Annotated in this window: 14 protein-coding genes; 8 read left to right on the forward strand and 6 right to left on the reverse strand. The window is 70.0% G+C overall.

Features of this window, described 5'->3' with window-relative positions:
• Position 1: 1 nt before the first annotated feature.
• The 3 genes from AB0M73_RS39845 to AB0M73_RS39855 are packed head-to-tail and all read right to left on the reverse strand — an operon-like array spanning position 2 to position 3,469.
• Entirely contained in the window at positions 2–964 is a 963-nt protein-coding gene (locus AB0M73_RS39845) for a carbon-nitrogen hydrolase family protein (RefSeq protein ID WP_363902758.1), read from the reverse strand.
• Complete coding sequence (locus tag AB0M73_RS39850) at positions 957–3,077, reverse strand: FAD-dependent monooxygenase (protein ID WP_363902761.1); 2,121 nt, start codon at positions 3,075–3,077, stop codon at positions 957–959. Before AB0M73_RS39850 ends, AB0M73_RS39845 begins: the two co-directional genes overlap by 8 nt.
• Positions 3,074–3,469, reverse strand: a complete 396-nt coding sequence (locus tag AB0M73_RS39855) for a thioesterase family protein (protein WP_363902764.1) — start codon at positions 3,467–3,469, stop codon at positions 3,074–3,076. Before AB0M73_RS39855 ends, AB0M73_RS39850 begins: the two co-directional genes overlap by 4 nt.
• Before the next feature lie 62 nt (positions 3,470–3,531).
• On the opposite strand from AB0M73_RS39855, the gene AB0M73_RS39860 reads away from it, so the two are divergent.
• The 5 genes from AB0M73_RS39860 to AB0M73_RS39880 all read left to right on the forward strand — a co-directional run bounded on the left by AB0M73_RS39860 (position 3,532) and on the right by AB0M73_RS39880 (position 8,979).
• Positions 3,532–4,641 (forward strand): cupin domain-containing protein, encoded by a 1,110-nt coding sequence (locus tag AB0M73_RS39860; protein WP_363902767.1) that lies wholly within the window; start codon positions 3,532–3,534, stop codon positions 4,639–4,641.
• Between the two features lie 12 nt (positions 4,642–4,653).
• The gene (locus AB0M73_RS39865; protein WP_363902770.1) at positions 4,654–5,469 is read left to right on the forward strand and encodes a fumarylacetoacetate hydrolase family protein; all 816 of its coding nucleotides are present in this window, start codon (positions 4,654–4,656) and stop codon (positions 5,467–5,469) included.
• Between the two features lie 101 nt (positions 5,470–5,570).
• The gene (locus AB0M73_RS39870) at positions 5,571–6,410 is read left to right on the forward strand and encodes a PaaX family transcriptional regulator C-terminal domain-containing protein (RefSeq protein WP_363902808.1); all 840 of its coding nucleotides are present in this window, start codon (positions 5,571–5,573) and stop codon (positions 6,408–6,410) included.
• Between the two features lie 77 nt (positions 6,411–6,487).
• Complete coding sequence (locus AB0M73_RS39875) at positions 6,488–8,101, forward strand: AMP-binding protein (RefSeq protein WP_363902773.1); 1,614 nt, start codon at positions 6,488–6,490, stop codon at positions 8,099–8,101.
• Between the two features lie 80 nt (positions 8,102–8,181).
• Entirely contained in the window at positions 8,182–8,979 is a 798-nt protein-coding gene (locus AB0M73_RS39880; protein ID WP_363902776.1) for an SAM-dependent methyltransferase, read from the forward strand.
• Between the two features lies 1 nt (position 8,980).
• Here the strand turns inward: AB0M73_RS39880 and AB0M73_RS39885 are convergent, their stop codons facing one another.
• Complete coding sequence (locus tag AB0M73_RS39885) at positions 8,981–9,985, reverse strand: aldo/keto reductase (protein ID WP_363902779.1); 1,005 nt, start codon at positions 9,983–9,985, stop codon at positions 8,981–8,983.
• Between the two features lie 47 nt (positions 9,986–10,032).
• A complete protein-coding gene (locus AB0M73_RS39890; RefSeq protein ID WP_363902782.1) occupies positions 10,033–11,037 on the reverse strand; it encodes an AraC family transcriptional regulator in 1,005 nt (334 codons plus the stop codon).
• An 89-nt stretch (positions 11,038–11,126) separates the two neighbouring features.
• On the opposite strand from AB0M73_RS39890, the gene AB0M73_RS39895 reads away from it, so the two are divergent.
• Complete coding sequence (locus AB0M73_RS39895) at positions 11,127–12,428, forward strand: M14 family zinc carboxypeptidase (protein WP_363902785.1); 1,302 nt, start codon at positions 11,127–11,129, stop codon at positions 12,426–12,428.
• The gene (locus AB0M73_RS39900; protein WP_363902788.1) at positions 12,419–13,006 is read left to right on the forward strand and encodes a helix-turn-helix domain-containing protein; all 588 of its coding nucleotides are present in this window, start codon (positions 12,419–12,421) and stop codon (positions 13,004–13,006) included. Before AB0M73_RS39895 ends, AB0M73_RS39900 begins: the two co-directional genes overlap by 10 nt.
• On the opposite strand, the gene AB0M73_RS39905 is transcribed toward AB0M73_RS39900, so the two are convergent.
• Positions 12,996–13,847, reverse strand: a complete 852-nt coding sequence (locus AB0M73_RS39905; RefSeq protein ID WP_363902791.1) for an NADP-dependent oxidoreductase — start codon at positions 13,845–13,847, stop codon at positions 12,996–12,998. The two genes, AB0M73_RS39900 and AB0M73_RS39905, sit on opposite strands and share 11 nt — an antisense overlap.
• A 90-nt stretch (positions 13,848–13,937) precedes the next feature.
• On the opposite strand from AB0M73_RS39905, the gene AB0M73_RS39910 reads away from it, so the two are divergent.
• Positions 13,938–14,333 carry a helix-turn-helix domain-containing protein gene (locus tag AB0M73_RS39910; RefSeq protein WP_363902794.1) on the forward strand — a complete coding sequence of 132 codons (396 nt, stop codon included), beginning with the start codon at positions 13,938–13,940 and terminating at the stop codon, positions 14,331–14,333.
• Positions 14,334–14,413: the final 80 nt, after the last annotated feature.

Here is a 14,413-nt window from a genome sequence, read left to right on the forward strand (position 1 = left end):
CCTAGGCGGTGAAGGTCACCGGCGCTCGGGGGGTGTTGTCCACGGTGAGGTGGAAGATGTCGAAGCGGTTGTAGTGGCCGATGATGTCGTGCATCTGCTTGGGCTGGATGCAGCGGGCGAGGTCGATCTCGGCGTAGACGATGCCCTCCTCGTCGATGAGGGGGTCGACGAGGGGACGGCCGTCGGGGCCGAAGATGCCGGACAGGGCGCTGCGCTTGCGGCGCATGCGTTCGGCGATCACGGCGTTGTCGCCGGCGGCGATCTCGATCATCTCCTCGGTGATGGTCGAGCAGGCGACGAGGGAGAACAGCTTGCCCTCGAAGCAATGTGCGGCGGTGCGGATGGCGATGGCCTCGGACATGTCGTAGTCGGTCGGCGCGACCGGCAGCGAGATGTAGCCGGCCACGTGCACGAGCTCACCCTGGGCCAGCAAGGCGAAGCGGGCCAGGGTGTTGGTGTTCTCGCCGCACGCCAACACACCGAGCGGGCCGATGGGCGTCTGGTGCACACGGAGGGAGCTGGCGTCGCCGTTGGTCCAGGTGAGCTTCTCGGCCCAGGTGGGCACCAGTTTCCGGTGCACGCCCAGGAGAGTGCCGTCGGGGCCGATGGTCAGCACGCTGTTGTAGAGCACGCCCAGGCTGTGCGGTCCGCGTTCGTTGACGCCGATGACCACGGTGCATCCAGCGGCCTTGGCGGCGGCGCACAGGGTCTCGACATGGGGCCCGGGGACATCGATGGCGGAGCGGTAAAGCCGTTCGTACCAGGGGGAACCGTCGACCGGGTTCATGGTCCAGTTCCAGTACGGGTACCCGGGCACGAAAACCTCGGGGAACGCCACGAGGGTGGCGCCGTTGGCGGCGGCCTCGTGGATCAGGGACACGGCCTTGTCGACGGTCGCGGCGGCGTCCAGGTAGACGGGCGCGGCCTGGACGGCGGCGGCGGTGAACCGCGGGAACTCATCCATTGGCCCTCCAGCGTCGGTGCACGAGATCCTCGGTGGGGCGCAGGGAAAGCTGCGGGCGGGGGCGGCCGGCGGACAGGGGTCGTCGGCTGCCGGCCCGGTGCATGGCCGGCCAGAACGCGCCCTCGCCGGCATAGCCGAGAGAAGCGGCGGCGTGCAGCGGCCAGGACGGGTCGTGGAGCTGGGCCTGGCCGATGGCCACGAGGTCGGCACGGCCGGCGAGCACGATGGAATTCGCGTCGTCGTAGGAGGAGATGCCGCCGACGGCGATGGTCGGGGCGCCGACGTCGGCGCGGATCCGTTCGGCGAACGGGGTTTGGTAACTGCGTCCGTACGCCGGCTTCTCGTGGGCCACGACTTCGCCGCTGGAGACGTCGATCGCCGCGGCGCCGCGGGCCATCAACGCCGCCGCGGTCTCGACGGCGTCCTCGATGGTGGTTCCACCGGGCGCCCAGTCGACGGCCGAGATCCGCACGATCACCGGCAGCTCGCCGAGGACGGAGTCCAGCACCCGCAACGGGAACGACCGGTCGAGCCCCGGGTTGGTCAGCGGGGACAGGTGCACGGACAGCAGATTCCCGTGCCCGGCCTGGAGTTCGATGACGTCGAAGCCGGCCTCGACGGCCCGCCGCGCGGCCTGCGCGAACTGGTCCTCCACGCGCAGCGAGAGATCGCGGGAGGCATGGCTGAGTTGCACGCCGATCAGTGAACCGGTCTGTGAGTGGACGAAGTCGGTGATCCGCCGCCAGGCGCGCACGTGTTCGTCGGTGTAAAGACCCGTGCAGGACGGGGTTTTCCTCCCTTCCGCGCTGACGGCGGTCCGGCCGGTGAGCACAAGGCCGGAGCCGCCGAACGCCTTGCCGACCAGGTGCGCGAACTCCACGTCCCCGGGCACGCCATCGACGGCGGCGTCCAAGGTGATCGGCGCGCTGACGATCCGGTTTCGCAGACGCAGATTTCCCAGCTCGTACGGCTGGAACAGCGGCGGGTTGCCGTCGCCGAACCAACCGTCCAAACGCGACAGGTAGGCGGGGTCCCGCTGTCGAAGGTTGTCGTAGGTGACGCGGCGGCTGCGAGTGAGCAGGTTGAACGCGAACTGCTCGGGCGCCTTGCCCACGGCGTGCTCGATCGTCTCGAACCACTCCAGGCTCGCCTGGGCGGCCCGCTGCGTGGACTGCACGACCGGCCGCCGGTCGGCCTCGTACCGCTCCAACGCCGCGGGAATGCCTTGGTGGCGCTGAATGTTCGCGGCCAGCGCGAGGGCGTCCTCCATGGCCAGCTTGGTGCCGGAGCCGATGGAGAAGTGGGCGGTGTGCGCGGCGTCGCCGAGCAGCACGATGTTGCCGTGCCGCCAGGTCTTGTTGCGCACGGTGGTGAAGCGCAGCCACTTGGAGTTGTTGGTGATCAGCTTGTGGCCGCCCAGGTGGTCGCCGAGCAGCTCGGCCAGCCGCATCGGCCCGCACTCGTCGGTCAGGTCGGCGGCCTGCCAGGTGCGCTCGGTCATCTCCACGATGAAGGTGCTGCGGTCGCCGCTGAACGGGTAGGCGTGCACCTGCATGGGCCCGTGCGGCGTCTCGGCGATGATGAACGTGAACGCCTCGAACACCCGGTCGGTGCCCAGCCACATGTACCGGCAGTTGCGAACGTCCAGCGAGGGCTGGAAAACCTCGGCGTGGGCGGCGCGGGTGAGCGAGTTGACGCCGTCCGACGCCACCACCAGGTCGTACTCCCCGGACAGCTCGGCGGCGGTCGGCGCGACCGACTGGAAGCGGACGTCCACGCCGAGGTCGAGGCAGCGCTGCTGCAGGATCTGGAGCAGCCGCATCCGGGATATGGCGGCGAATCCATGGCCGCCGGAGGTCTCGATGCGGCCTCGGTAGTGGATGTCGATGTCGCTCCAGCGCGCGAACTCCGACTCCATCGCACCGAAGATCTCCGGGTCGGCGGCGGCGATGCCGTCCAGCGTCTCGTCGGAGAACACCACGCCGAAGCCGAAGGTGTCGTCGGGCGCGTTGCGCTCCCACACGGTGATCTCGCGCGTGGGGTCGAGGCTCTTGGCCAGGGCGGCGAAGTACAGCCCGGCCGGGCCGCCGCCGATCACCGCATATCTGCTCATGACCGGCCTCCGAGCGCTGCCACGACTTCCTCGGGCCACGGGGTGGCCTTCCCCTCGTCGGGCTCGGCGTGCACGACGACGACGGAACCGGTGGCCGCCAGGCCGTGGGATCCGTGCACCTCGAACGCGAAGGTCAGCGAGGTGCGGCCGAGGCTCTCCACCCAGAACCGGGTCTTGCACAGCTCGCCGAACCACAGCCGCGAGCGGTAGTTCACCTCGTGCCGGACGCGTGGCGTGCGGCCGAACAGCCAGGCCACGCCGTGTTGGCGCAGCAGCTCGGCTTCGGCGGCCTCGGCCCACCGCAGGATCACCGAATGGTGCTGATGGCCGGCCGCGTCGGTGTCGTACCACTCGACCACGCGCTCGATCGTCACCTCGAACAAGGGGAGCACCTCCTTGACACCTCCACGGTATAGCGCGACGATGACGACCGTCAAGATAAGGAGATAACGGCATGACCCTCAGCGATGACGTGCTCGGCCGCGCGCGAGTGGTCGACACGGACGATCTCAAGGCGTACTACTCGAAGCTCGGCCAGTTCCAGGCCGGTGCACTGTGGACGGTCGCGAACGACATCGAACCCTGGTACCCGCAGCCGAAGTCGGTGCCCACGCTGTGGTCGTACCAGGAGCTGCGGCCGCTGGTGCTGGAGGCGCTCAGCCTGGTCACCGGCGACGACGCCGGCCGCCGGGTGGTGATGCTGGTCAACCCCGGCCGCAAGGACATCTCCGCCTCGGTCGGCCTGCTCTACAGCGGCCTCCAGGTGATGGGCCCCGGCGAATCCATGACCGCGCACCGGCATCAGGCCGCCGCGCTGCGGTTCGTGCTGGAGGGCCAGGGCGCGTGGACCGTGGTCGACGGGCAGAAGCTCAAGGTGGGCCCGCGAGACTTCGCCATCACCCCGAACTGGACGTGGCACGAGCACGGCAACGAAGGCTCGGACGAGCCGGTGATCTGGCAGGACGGCCTGGACATCCCGCTCGTGAACGCGCACGACGCCGGCTTCTACGAGGTGCACCCGGACCTGTGCCAGAAGCAGGGCGAGGTGGTGAACTCCTCGCTGCTGACCTACGGCCACGGGCAGCTGCGCCCGTACGGCTACGAGGCCTGGGACAGGTGCTACTCCCCCTTGTTCGCCTATCCGTGGGAGCAGACTTATCAAGCGCTCCTGGACGTCGCCGCGGCGAGCGACGGAAGTCCTTACGACGGCATCATCCTGGAGTACAGCAACCCGCTCACCGGCGGCTCCGTCATGCCGACGATGAGCGCGCACCTGCAGATGCTGCGGCCGGGTGAGGCCACGAAGGCCCACCGGCACACCGGTTCCGTGATGTACACCGTGGCCAAGGGCAGCGGGCACTCGGTGATCGCCGGCACGCGGTACGACTGGAACGAGGGCGACGTGTTCTGCGTGCCGTCGTGGGCGTGGCACGAGCACGCCAACGGCCACCTGACCGATGACGCCGTGCTGTTCTCCTACAACGACTTCCCGGTGATGCGCTCGCTCGCGTTCTGGCGCGAGGAGGCCTACCCGGACAACAACGGCCACCAGACCGTCGAATAGGGGCGTTCGAAGATGCTGCTTGCCACGTACTCGATCGACGGCCGGCGCCGGGTCGGCATCCTGCGGGACAACGAGGTCTTCGAGACCACCGCGGAGTCGATTCTCCACAGTGGACTCACGGAGACCGGCGTTCGGCACCCCCTCTCAGCGGTGACCCTGCATGCCCCGCTACGGCCGGGCAAGATCGTCGGCATCGGCCTGAACTACACCGAGCACGTCGCCGAGTCGGCCCGAACCCTGGACACCGACAAGGAACTGCCGCAGCGGCCGGTGCTGTTCAGCAAGCCGGCCACCGCCGTGGTCGGGCCGGACGAGCCCATCCAGCACAACGGGAACATGACCCGGCAGCTGGACTGGGAGTGCGAGCTGGCCGTGATCATCGGGCGCACGGCGAAACGTGTGCGGGCCGAGGACGCGTTGGAGCACGTGTTCGGGTACAGCATCATGAACGACATCAGCGCCCGCGACCAGCGCCGGTCCGGGCAGTGGTTCTTCTCCAAGGGCCAGGACTCCTACGCCCCGTTCGGCCCGGCCGTGCTCACCGCCGACGAGCTGGCCGACCCGCACGACCTCGATCTGTCGCTGCGGGTCAACGGCGAGGTGAAGCAGAAGTCCAACACCCGCTACATGTTGTTCCGCATCCCGGACCTGATCGCCGACATCAGCGCCGGCATGACCCTGGAACCGGGCGACGTGATCTCCACCGGCTCCCCGGCCGGCGTCGGCGCGAGCTTCACCCCGCAGCAGTTCCTGCGGCCGGGCGATGTCGTGGAGGCCACGATCGAGCGCATCGGAACCCTGCGCAATCCCGTCGTGGACGCGCGTTGACACCCCTGATGCAGGGAAGGACGCCTTACCCTCGTTCAACGCGGGTAAGGCGTCCTTCCCTGCATCCGGGCGGGCGGCACGGTTAGAGTTCCGGCATGGCGATCACAGCGGCCGGAGAGGCTTTCACGGACGGTGATTCCGGCGCGCGGTCGGCTCAGCCGCGGCAGTTCATCGTCACGGTGTACGGCCTGTACGCGCGCGCCGACGGCGGGTGGCTGTCGGTGGCGTCGCTCATCGCGCTGCTGGCCGATCTCGACATCGACGAGCCGGCGGTGCGGTCGTCCATCTCACGGCTGAAGCGGCGGGGCATCCTGGTGGCCGAGCGGCGCGGCGGCGCGGCCGGCTACGCCCTGTCGGACGAGGGCCTCGCGGTGCTGCGCGAGGGCGACGAGCGGATCTTCCGCCGGGACCGCTCCACGCTGGCCGAGGGCTGGCTGCTGGCCGTGTTCTCGGTGCCGGAGTCGGAGCGCAACAAGCGGCACGTGCTGCGGTCCCAGCTGACCCGGCTGGGCTTCGGCACGGCCGCGCCCGGCGTGTGGATCGCGCCCGCGCACCTGCACGAGGCGACGGCGGCCATGCTGCGCCAACAGGATCTGGACGGCTACGCCGATCTGTTCCGCGCCGACCACCTGGCCTTCGGCGACGTGGCCGGGAAGATGCGGCAGTGGTGGGATCTCGACGAGCTGGAGCGCCAGTACGCGGCGTTCCTGGACGAGCACGAGCCGGTGTGGCAGCGGTGGAAGCGCAAGCGCAGCGGCGAGGGCCGCGAGGCGTTCGTGGACTACGTGCGCGTGCTGACGGCGTGGCGGCGGCTGCCGTACCTGGATCCCGGTCTGCCGGTGGAACTTCTGCCCTCGGACTGGGTCGGAACCCGCGCCGCCGACCTGTTCTTCGCCCTGCGCGAGCGGTTGGCCGAGGGCGCGAGGGACTACGTCTCCTGAGCTTTATCGCGTTCTCTTGACTGTCGTCATCAGCGAGGCATACTGGGGGACAACTCCTCACCGAAGAGGTGCTGCCGATGCCGGTTGTCAGATCAGCGCACGTGGACACCTTCTGCCGGGATCACCTACCGCCGGTCGACGCCTGGCCGGACCTGGTCTTCGACCGTCCGGAGCTGCACTACCCCGAGTGGCTCAACTGCGCCGACGCCCTGCTCGACGACACCGTCCGGCGGCTCGGCCCGGACCGCCCGTGCCTGCGCACGCAGACCGGCACGTGGACCTACGGCGACCTGCTCGGCGCGGCCAACCGGGCCGCGCACGTGCTGACCGACCACTTCGGACTCAAGCCCGGCAACCGCGTTCTGTTGCGAGGACCGAACAATCCGTGGCTGGTGGCGGTGTGGTTCGCCGTGCTCAAGGCCGGCGGCGTCGCCGTCACCACCATGCCGCTGCTGCGGTCCCGGGAGATCGCCGACCTGGTCGAGCTGACCCGACCGGATCTGGCCGTGTGCGATCACCGCTTCCTGGCTGAGCTCCAACTCGGCGCGCCCGACCTGCCCGCGATCGCTTACGGCGGACCGGATCCGGGGGATCTGACCGCGCTGGCCGAGTCCGCGAGCGACACCTTCGCCAGCGTCGCCACCGCCGCCGACGACGTGGCCATCCTCGCGCCGACCTCGGGCACCACCGGCAAGCCCAAGGCCACCATGCACTTCCACCGGGACCTGCTGATCTGCGCCGACACCTTCTCCCGCCACCTGGTGCGCCCCAGCCAGGACGACGTCTTCGCCGGCTCGCCGCCCATCGGCTTCACCTTCGGGCTCGGCGGTCTGGTGCTGTTTCCCTTGCGCGCCGGCGCTTCCACGCTGCTGTTGGAGCGGGCCACCCCTGTCGAGCTGGCCGACGCCGTGGCCGAGCACGGCGTCACCGTGCTGTTCACCGCCCCGACCGCGTACCGCGCAATGTTGGCCGGAGGTAAGGCATCCGCCCTCAAAGGCCTGCGCCGCTGCATCTCGGCCGGCGAGCACCTGCCGCCGGCCACCTGGCGGGACTTCCTGGCGCAGACCGGGATCCGCATCATCAACGGCATCGGCGGCACCGAGATGCTGCACATCTACATCGCGGCCGCCGACGAGGAGATCCGGCCCGGCGCCACCGGTCTGGTGGTGCCGGGCTTCCAGGCGGTGATCCTCGACGAGGACGGCAATCCCGTGCCCGACGGCGTTTCCGGCCGGCTGGCCGTGAAGGGGCCGACCGGCTGCCGCTACCTGAGCGACGAGCGCCAGCGCACGACCGTCCGCAATGGATGGACGCTGACCGGGGACAGCTACCACCGGGACGCCGACGGCTACTACTGGTTCGAGGCCCGCAACGACGACATGATCGTCTCTTCCGGTTACAACATCGCCGGGCCCGAGGTGGAGGCGGCGCTGCTGGACCACCCGGATGTGCTGGAGGCCGCGGTGATCGGCGCCCCCGACGCCGAGCGCGGCGCCGTGGTCAAGGCCTTTGTGGTGCCGCGGGCCGAAAGCGCGGTGACCGCCGCCGAGTTGCAGGACTTCGTGAAGCGCACTCTCGCGCCGTACAAGTACCCCCGCGAGGTGGTGTTCCTGGACAGCCTCCCCCGCACCGCCACCGGCAAGGTGCAGCGGTACCGCCTGCGGTCCATGCCTCCATCCGGTCGACTTTGACCGGCGGCGGCTGACCCGGCGGTAGGGTGCCCCACAGGGCCGAACGGATGCCCGGCGACTTTTGCAATGGGGGGGAACTGGTGACCGTCAACCAGGCCGCGTGGGTGCCCAAGGACGTCAACGTCGACCTGCCCAGCGCCGCCCGGGTGTACGACTACCTGCTCGGCGGGGCGCACAACTTCGCCGCCGACCGGGCCGTCGGCGAGCGGGTGCTCCAGGTGCTGCCCCACGGGCGGCAGGTCGCCATCTCCAACCGCTCCTTCCTGCGGCGGGCCGTGCGCTGCCTGGTCGAGCAGGGCATCACCCAGTTCCTGGACCTCGGCTCCGGCATTCCCACCGCCGGCAACGTGCACGAGATCGCCCCGTCGGCCCGCGTGCTGTACGTGGACCACGACGAGGTGGCCGTCGCGCACAGCGAGCTGCTGCTGGCCGACGATCCCGACGCGATCATGCTCGCCGCCGACCTGACCAGGCCCGATGCGGTGCTGGACGCGCCCGTCACCCGGGAGTTCCTGGACTTCGACCAGCCCATCGGGCTGTTGATGGTGGCAGTGATGCATTTCGTGCCGGACGAATCGGACCCCGCCGGCATCGTCGCCGCCTACCGCGACACCCTGCCCGCCGGCAGCTTCGTGGCGCTGTCCCACCTGACCGCCGACCATCAGCCCGAGGCCATGGACGGTGTCGTCGAGGCCATGCGCAACAGCCGGGATCCCATGTACTTCCGCGCCTACGACGACGTGGCGCCGATGTTGGCCGGCCTGGACCTGATCGACCCCGGCCTGGTCAGCGCCCCCTCCTGGCGGCCCGACGCCGGCGTGCGGGAACCCGGGCCCGAAGGCGTGTACGCCGGGGTCGGCCGCAAGCCGTTCGAGTGAGCTAGCGGCGGCGGAGCCTGGCGTCCTTGATCTCCGGCGGCGTGTAAGCGACGGCATTGGGGCTGACGTCGGCGCCGGGCGGGGCGATCTCGTCGATCCGGTCCAGGATCTCGTCGTCCAGTCGCACGTCGGCGCCGGCGAGCACGTCGTCGAGCTGGGCCATGGTGCGGGGGCCGATGATCGCGCTCGTCACGGCCGGGTGGTTGATCGCGAAGGCCATCGCCAGGTGGGTCATGGGGAGGCCGGCCTTGTCCGCCACGGCGGCAAGCTGCTCCACGACCTCAAGCCGGCGTTCGTCCTCGAAGTGTTGCGGCATCAAGCTTCCACGATGAGTCTGCTGGTGCTGGCCTTTGCGGTAGCGGCCGGTCAGCATGCCCTGGCCGAGCGGGCTCCACACCAGCGTGCCCATGCCGTAGCGCTGAATCGTCGGCAGCACCTCGCGCTCGATGCTCCGGTTGAGAATCGAGTACGGCGGCTGCTCGGTCCGGAACCGCTCGTAGCCGCGACGCTCGGCGGCCCACTGCGCCTCCACGATCCCTGAGGCCGGGAACGTGGACGAGCCGATCGCGCGCACCTTGCCGCCGCGCACCAGATCCGTGAGCGCGGACAGGGTTTCCTCGATATCGGTGTCCGGGTTCGGCCGGTGGATCTGGTACAGGTCGATGTGGTCGGTCTGCAGGCGCCGCAAGGAGTTCTCCACCTCCCGGACGATCCAGCGCCGTGAGGTGCCGCCGTGGTTGGGCTTGTCGTCCATGGGGTAGAACACCTTCGTCGCCAGCACCACGTCGTCGCGGCGACCCTTGAGCGCCTTGCCGACGATCTCCTCCGACTCACCGAAGGAATAGCCGTCGGCGGTGTCCACGAAGTTCACGCCGGCGTCCAGGGCACGGTGGATGACGCGGATCGACTCCTCGTGATCGGGATTGCCCATCTGTCCGAACATCATCGTGCCCAGGCAGTACGCGCTGACGTCGATCCCGGTCCGGCCCAGCTTGCGATATTCCATGTGTTCCAGCACATCAGGGCCGCGTTGCCGGTGCTAGCGAGATCCTCTCACCGGCTTGCCCGATCCTGGCTGGGTGTCGCCCCGAACACGCGTCGGTACTCCCGGCTGAACTGCGAGGGGCTGTCGTAGCCCACTTCGTAGCCCACGCTCGTGACGTCCTGGCCCGGGTTGGCCAGCATCAGCCGGGCCGACTGGAGCCGGATGTGCTTCTGGAACTGGATCGGGCTCATCGCCGTCACCGTCCGGAAGTCGCGGTGGAACGTCGGCACGCTCACGCCCGCGCGCTGCGCCAGTTCCGCGACCTTGAACCGCCTCGGGTAGTTCTGCCTGATCCAGCCCACCGCGCGCGTGATCCGGTCGGGGGCGCTGATCTGCCTCAGCCGGTCGCCTTGCTCCCCCGTCAGCAGCCGCCAGAGGATCTCTCGCTTGTACAGCGGCGCCAGCGCTTCGCGGTCCCTCGGCCGGTCGAGCAGCCGCAACAGCCTCACCACCGCGTCCAGCAGCTCCGTTCCCGCCTCACTGACCGCTGTTCCCGGCTTCGGCTCTCGCGGCCCTTCCGTCACCAGCTTCGCGATCTCTCTCGGATCCAGCGTCATGCCGAACGCCAGCGCCGGCCCTGTCGCGTGGCCCATCACCGGCAGGTCCACCGAGGTCACCAGGTACTGGCCCGGGCCGTAGTCGTACAGCTGCTCCCCCAGCCCCAGCCGCTTCTTGCCGTCCGCCACGATCGCCAGCGCCGTCCCCGACATCCCCCGCTCCGGCGCCGTCGCCCGCCCCGTCCGGCAGATCCGCATCCCGTCGATCGCCGTGCTCCCCACGTGCCGCGACAGCAGCTCCCGAAACTCCTCCACGCCCCAATTCGAGCACAAAACCCCTGGTCGACGCGGGTCGCGGGCGGATAAGGCAAGGACCCGCCAGCATCGTGTCACCACGCCGAGGCCGCCGGTGGGCCATGTCACCCGGCCGCCGCTACGAAACCCGGCGCGAACCTCGTAGACCTTGTTCATCGACCCCGCGGCGCCGTGCACGGTCGGCTTGTCGCGAACGTCCACCGCATCCAACCTTGTGGCGGATGTGGAACGCTCGCGTTTCGGTAATCTGATTACGAAAGTAGTCTGATTACCATTGCCGGAGGTGGCGCGTGATCCCGACCGTCGACCAGGTGGTCTCCGAGGTCGAGAAGCTGGCCGCGGACCTGCCGGAGGTGTGCCGGACCCGCCGCATCGGCACGTCGCGGCTGGGTGAGCCGCTGCGCATGCTGTCGGTGGGCCACGGCCGGCGCAACGCGCTGGTGGTCGGCTGCCCGCACCCCAACGAGCCGATCGGCCTGCGCACGGTGCTCGACCTGGCCCGCCGGGTGGCGACCACGCCGGAGTTACGGGAGGGCATGAACTTCAGCTGGCATTTCGTGCCGTGCATCGACCCGGACGGGACCCGGCTCAACGAGGGCTGGTTCGCCGGCCCGCTGACCATCCGCAACTACCACGAGAACTTCTACCGCCCGGCGTTCTCCGACCAGCCGGAATGGACCTTCCCGGTGCTGGACGAGCGGGCGTTCTTCGACCGCACGCTGCCCGAGACCGAGGCGCTGGCCCGGGTCATCGACGAGCTGCGGCCCAGCTTCCAGTATTCCTTGCACAACGCGAACTTCGGCGGCGTGTTCTTCATCCTCAACGGCGGTTTACCCGGCATGGCCGAAGATCTGGGCCGGGTGGCGGCTGATCAGCGGGTTCCGCTGTCGCTGGGCCCGGTGGACACGCTGGGCTGGGACACCGCGGCGCCGGCCGTCTACCTGATGCCGCCGGCCGAGACGTTGATCGAGGCGGCGGCGCGGGGAACGCGGGATTCGGTGCGGCACGGGGGTTCCAGCGCGCACTACGCGGAGCGCTACGGCACGACGACCCTGATCACCGAGGTGCCGTTCTGGCACGATGCCCGGGCGGACGACCTTTCCGAGTCGGGCCGGTCCTACGGGGACACTCTCCGACACACGGCGGTCGAACTGCGGGACGATAGGGGCGTGCTGTCCGACTTGTACGAGCAGATGCGACCGTGGCTCGTGGTGCCGACACCGATGCGGAGGTCGATCGCCGACACGCTGGCCACCGCGTTGTCGGCGGCCGCGGCCAACGAAGCGGTGGCCGACGACACGCCGGAGCGACCGGCCACGGTGGCCGAGACGTTCGCGGCGTCGACGCTGGTGCACATGCTGCGGCTGCGGGCCGCCGGCATGATGCGCCGGCAGTTGGCCGTCGAGCACGCCGCCGGCAACCAGCCGCCCGAGTCCCGCCGGATCCGGCGCCAGGTCGACGAGCTGTTCGACACCTGGTGCGCCGCCGGGGAAACCGAGCTGTCGCAGGATCCCTTCCCGGTGCGGCAGCTGGTGTGCGTGCAGTCCGAGGCGGCACTGGCGGTGGTCAGAAGGCTGGCATCATGCGGTTGACCCGTTCCCAGTCGCGGCAGCGCAACCGGGACGCGCTGATCGACGCCGCGCTGGTGGAGATGGCCGAGCGCGGCTACCAGCAGGCCCGCCTCGACGACATCGCCGAGCGGGCCGAGCTCACCACCGGCGCCGTCTACTCCATCTTCGGCAGCAAGCGGAACCTGCTGCTGGCCGTGGTCTCCCGCTACGCCGACGAGCTCGACGGCCACCTGGCCGAGCTGTCGGATCCCCGGCTGTCCCTGCCCGAGGTGCTCACCGGCTGCGCCGACGCCTTCCACCAGGTCGCCACCGCCTCCGACGCGCGCCGCCGCTTCGCCTTCGAGCTCGAACTGGCGGGCCTCATGCTGCGCGACCCCACCGTCCTGTCGTTGACGACGTCCGGCCGGCTGGCCGAGTTGTTCGTCGGCCGTCGGCACAAGGACGGCGAGGTCACGCACGAGCAGGCCGAACAGCTCGCCCCGGCCCTCGCCGCCCTGCTCGGCGGCCTGGTCCGCCGGGCCGTGCTGGAGCCCGGCACGGTGGACCTGGAGTACTTCCGCCGCTCCGCGCTGGCATTGACGTGCCTGCTCAGAACGTGAGGACGAGCTTGCCCTGGATTCCGGCGTCGGCACGGCGGTGGGCCTCGACGGCGTTCGCGGCGGGCACGGCGTCGGCGACGCGGGTGTGCAGGCGGCCGCTGGCGTAGGCCGTGACGATGGCGTCGAGGTCGTCCAGGGAGGGCTTGGTGTGCACGGCGTCGACGCGGACATCCCGCTCGGGGGTGGGCTTGGCGCCTTCGTTGACAGTGACGAAGGCGCCGCCGTCGCGGACCGCGGAGATCAGCTTCGGACCGGCCAGGCCGGCATCGAGGATCGCGTCGAACTGGCCCTGGACGTCGCCGCGACCAATGACGGATTTCGCACCGAGGGAAGAGACGTACTCGGCGTCGGAGGCCATGGCGGTGACATGCACGCCGGCGGCAGAGGCCAGCTGCACGGCGAAGCCGCCGACCGAGCCGCCGGCCCCGGTGACCAGGAGCGACTGGCCGGCCTGGACGCCGACCAGGTCGAGGGCCTGCTTGGCGGTCTGCCCGGACAGCGGCAGGGTGGCGGCGGCGACGGGGTCGACGCCGTCGGGCAGCGGCACCAGCCACTCCCGCTGGACCGCGACGAACTCCGCATTGGTACCGCGTCGGACCACGAACCACGGCACCATGCCGACCACGGCGCTGCCGTCGACCGTGCCGGCGAACTCCCAGCCCAGCACCAGCGGCGCCGTCAGGTTGGGGATCCGGCCGGCGCGGACGGCCCGGTCGACCGGGTTGACCGTGCTGGCGTGCACCCGGACCAGGACCTCGTTCTCGGCGGCGACCGGCTCCGGCCGGTCGACCAGGGACAACACCTCGGGGCCGCCGAACTCCCGGACCTCGATGACTCGCATGACTTCCTCCTCAACGACTGTGCCTCCACCCTGCGGCGTGGTGGGTACGATTCGTAAGTAGGCACCTGTCAGTGCCTAAGGGAGGACGGGATGACCCGCACCGCGGAGCAGCGCCGATCCGACGAGAAGGTGGTCTACAACGCCTTCATGGCCACCTGCCCGACCCGGCAGGTGCTGGCCACCATCGCCGAGAAGTGGGCCGCACTGGTGGTGTCCGCGCTGGCCGACGGCCCGCGCCGGCACGGCGAGCTGATGAAGACCATCCGCGGCGCCAGCCAGAAGATGCTCACCCAGACCCTGCGCAAGCTGGAGCGGGACGGCCTGCTGACCCGGACGGTCACCCCCACCGTCCCGGTCCGCGTCGACTACGAGCTGACCGACCTGGGCCGGACCCTGGTCCCGGTGCTGGTGGCCGTGAAGACGTGGTCGGAGACCCATATCGAAGAGGTCATGGCGGCCAGGGACGCGTTCGAGGAAGACGAGTAGGCGCGCCCGGGGCGGGGAGCACGGGGAGGCGGGGGGTTAGGGGGAGCGGGAGGTGGGGCGCAGACACACACACAGCTTGG

Source organism: Kutzneria sp. NPDC051319 (genome assembly GCF_040682195.1).
In the GTDB taxonomy this organism is placed as follows: domain Bacteria; phylum Actinomycetota; class Actinomycetes; order Mycobacteriales; family Pseudonocardiaceae; genus Kutzneria.

What these genes read in the sequence shown, in the direction of transcription:
- AB0M73_RS39885 (WP_363902779.1), bottom strand. Translation starts at nt 9,985, where the DNA reads ATGGAATATCGCAAGCTGGGCCGGACCGGGATCGACGTCAGCGCGTAC.
- AB0M73_RS39860 (WP_363902767.1), top strand. Translation starts at nt 3,532, where the DNA reads ATGACCCTCAGCGATGACGTGCTCGGCCGCGCGCGAGTGGTCGACACG.
- AB0M73_RS39850 (WP_363902761.1), bottom strand. Translation starts at nt 3,077, where the DNA reads ATGAGCAGATATGCGGTGATCGGCGGCGGCCCGGCCGGGCTGTACTTC.
- AB0M73_RS39905 (WP_363902791.1), bottom strand. Translation starts at nt 13,847, where the DNA reads ATGCGAGTCATCGAGGTCCGGGAGTTCGGCGGCCCCGAGGTGTTGTCC.
- AB0M73_RS39875 (WP_363902773.1), top strand. Translation starts at nt 6,488, where the DNA reads ATGCCGGTTGTCAGATCAGCGCACGTGGACACCTTCTGCCGGGATCAC.
- AB0M73_RS39865 (WP_363902770.1), top strand. Translation starts at nt 4,654, where the DNA reads ATGCTGCTTGCCACGTACTCGATCGACGGCCGGCGCCGGGTCGGCATC.
- AB0M73_RS39900 (WP_363902788.1), top strand. Translation starts at nt 12,419, where the DNA reads ATGCGGTTGACCCGTTCCCAGTCGCGGCAGCGCAACCGGGACGCGCTG.
- AB0M73_RS39910 (WP_363902794.1), top strand. Translation starts at nt 13,938, where the DNA reads ATGACCCGCACCGCGGAGCAGCGCCGATCCGACGAGAAGGTGGTCTAC.
- AB0M73_RS39845 (WP_363902758.1), bottom strand. Translation starts at nt 964, where the DNA reads ATGGATGAGTTCCCGCGGTTCACCGCCGCCGCCGTCCAGGCCGCGCCC.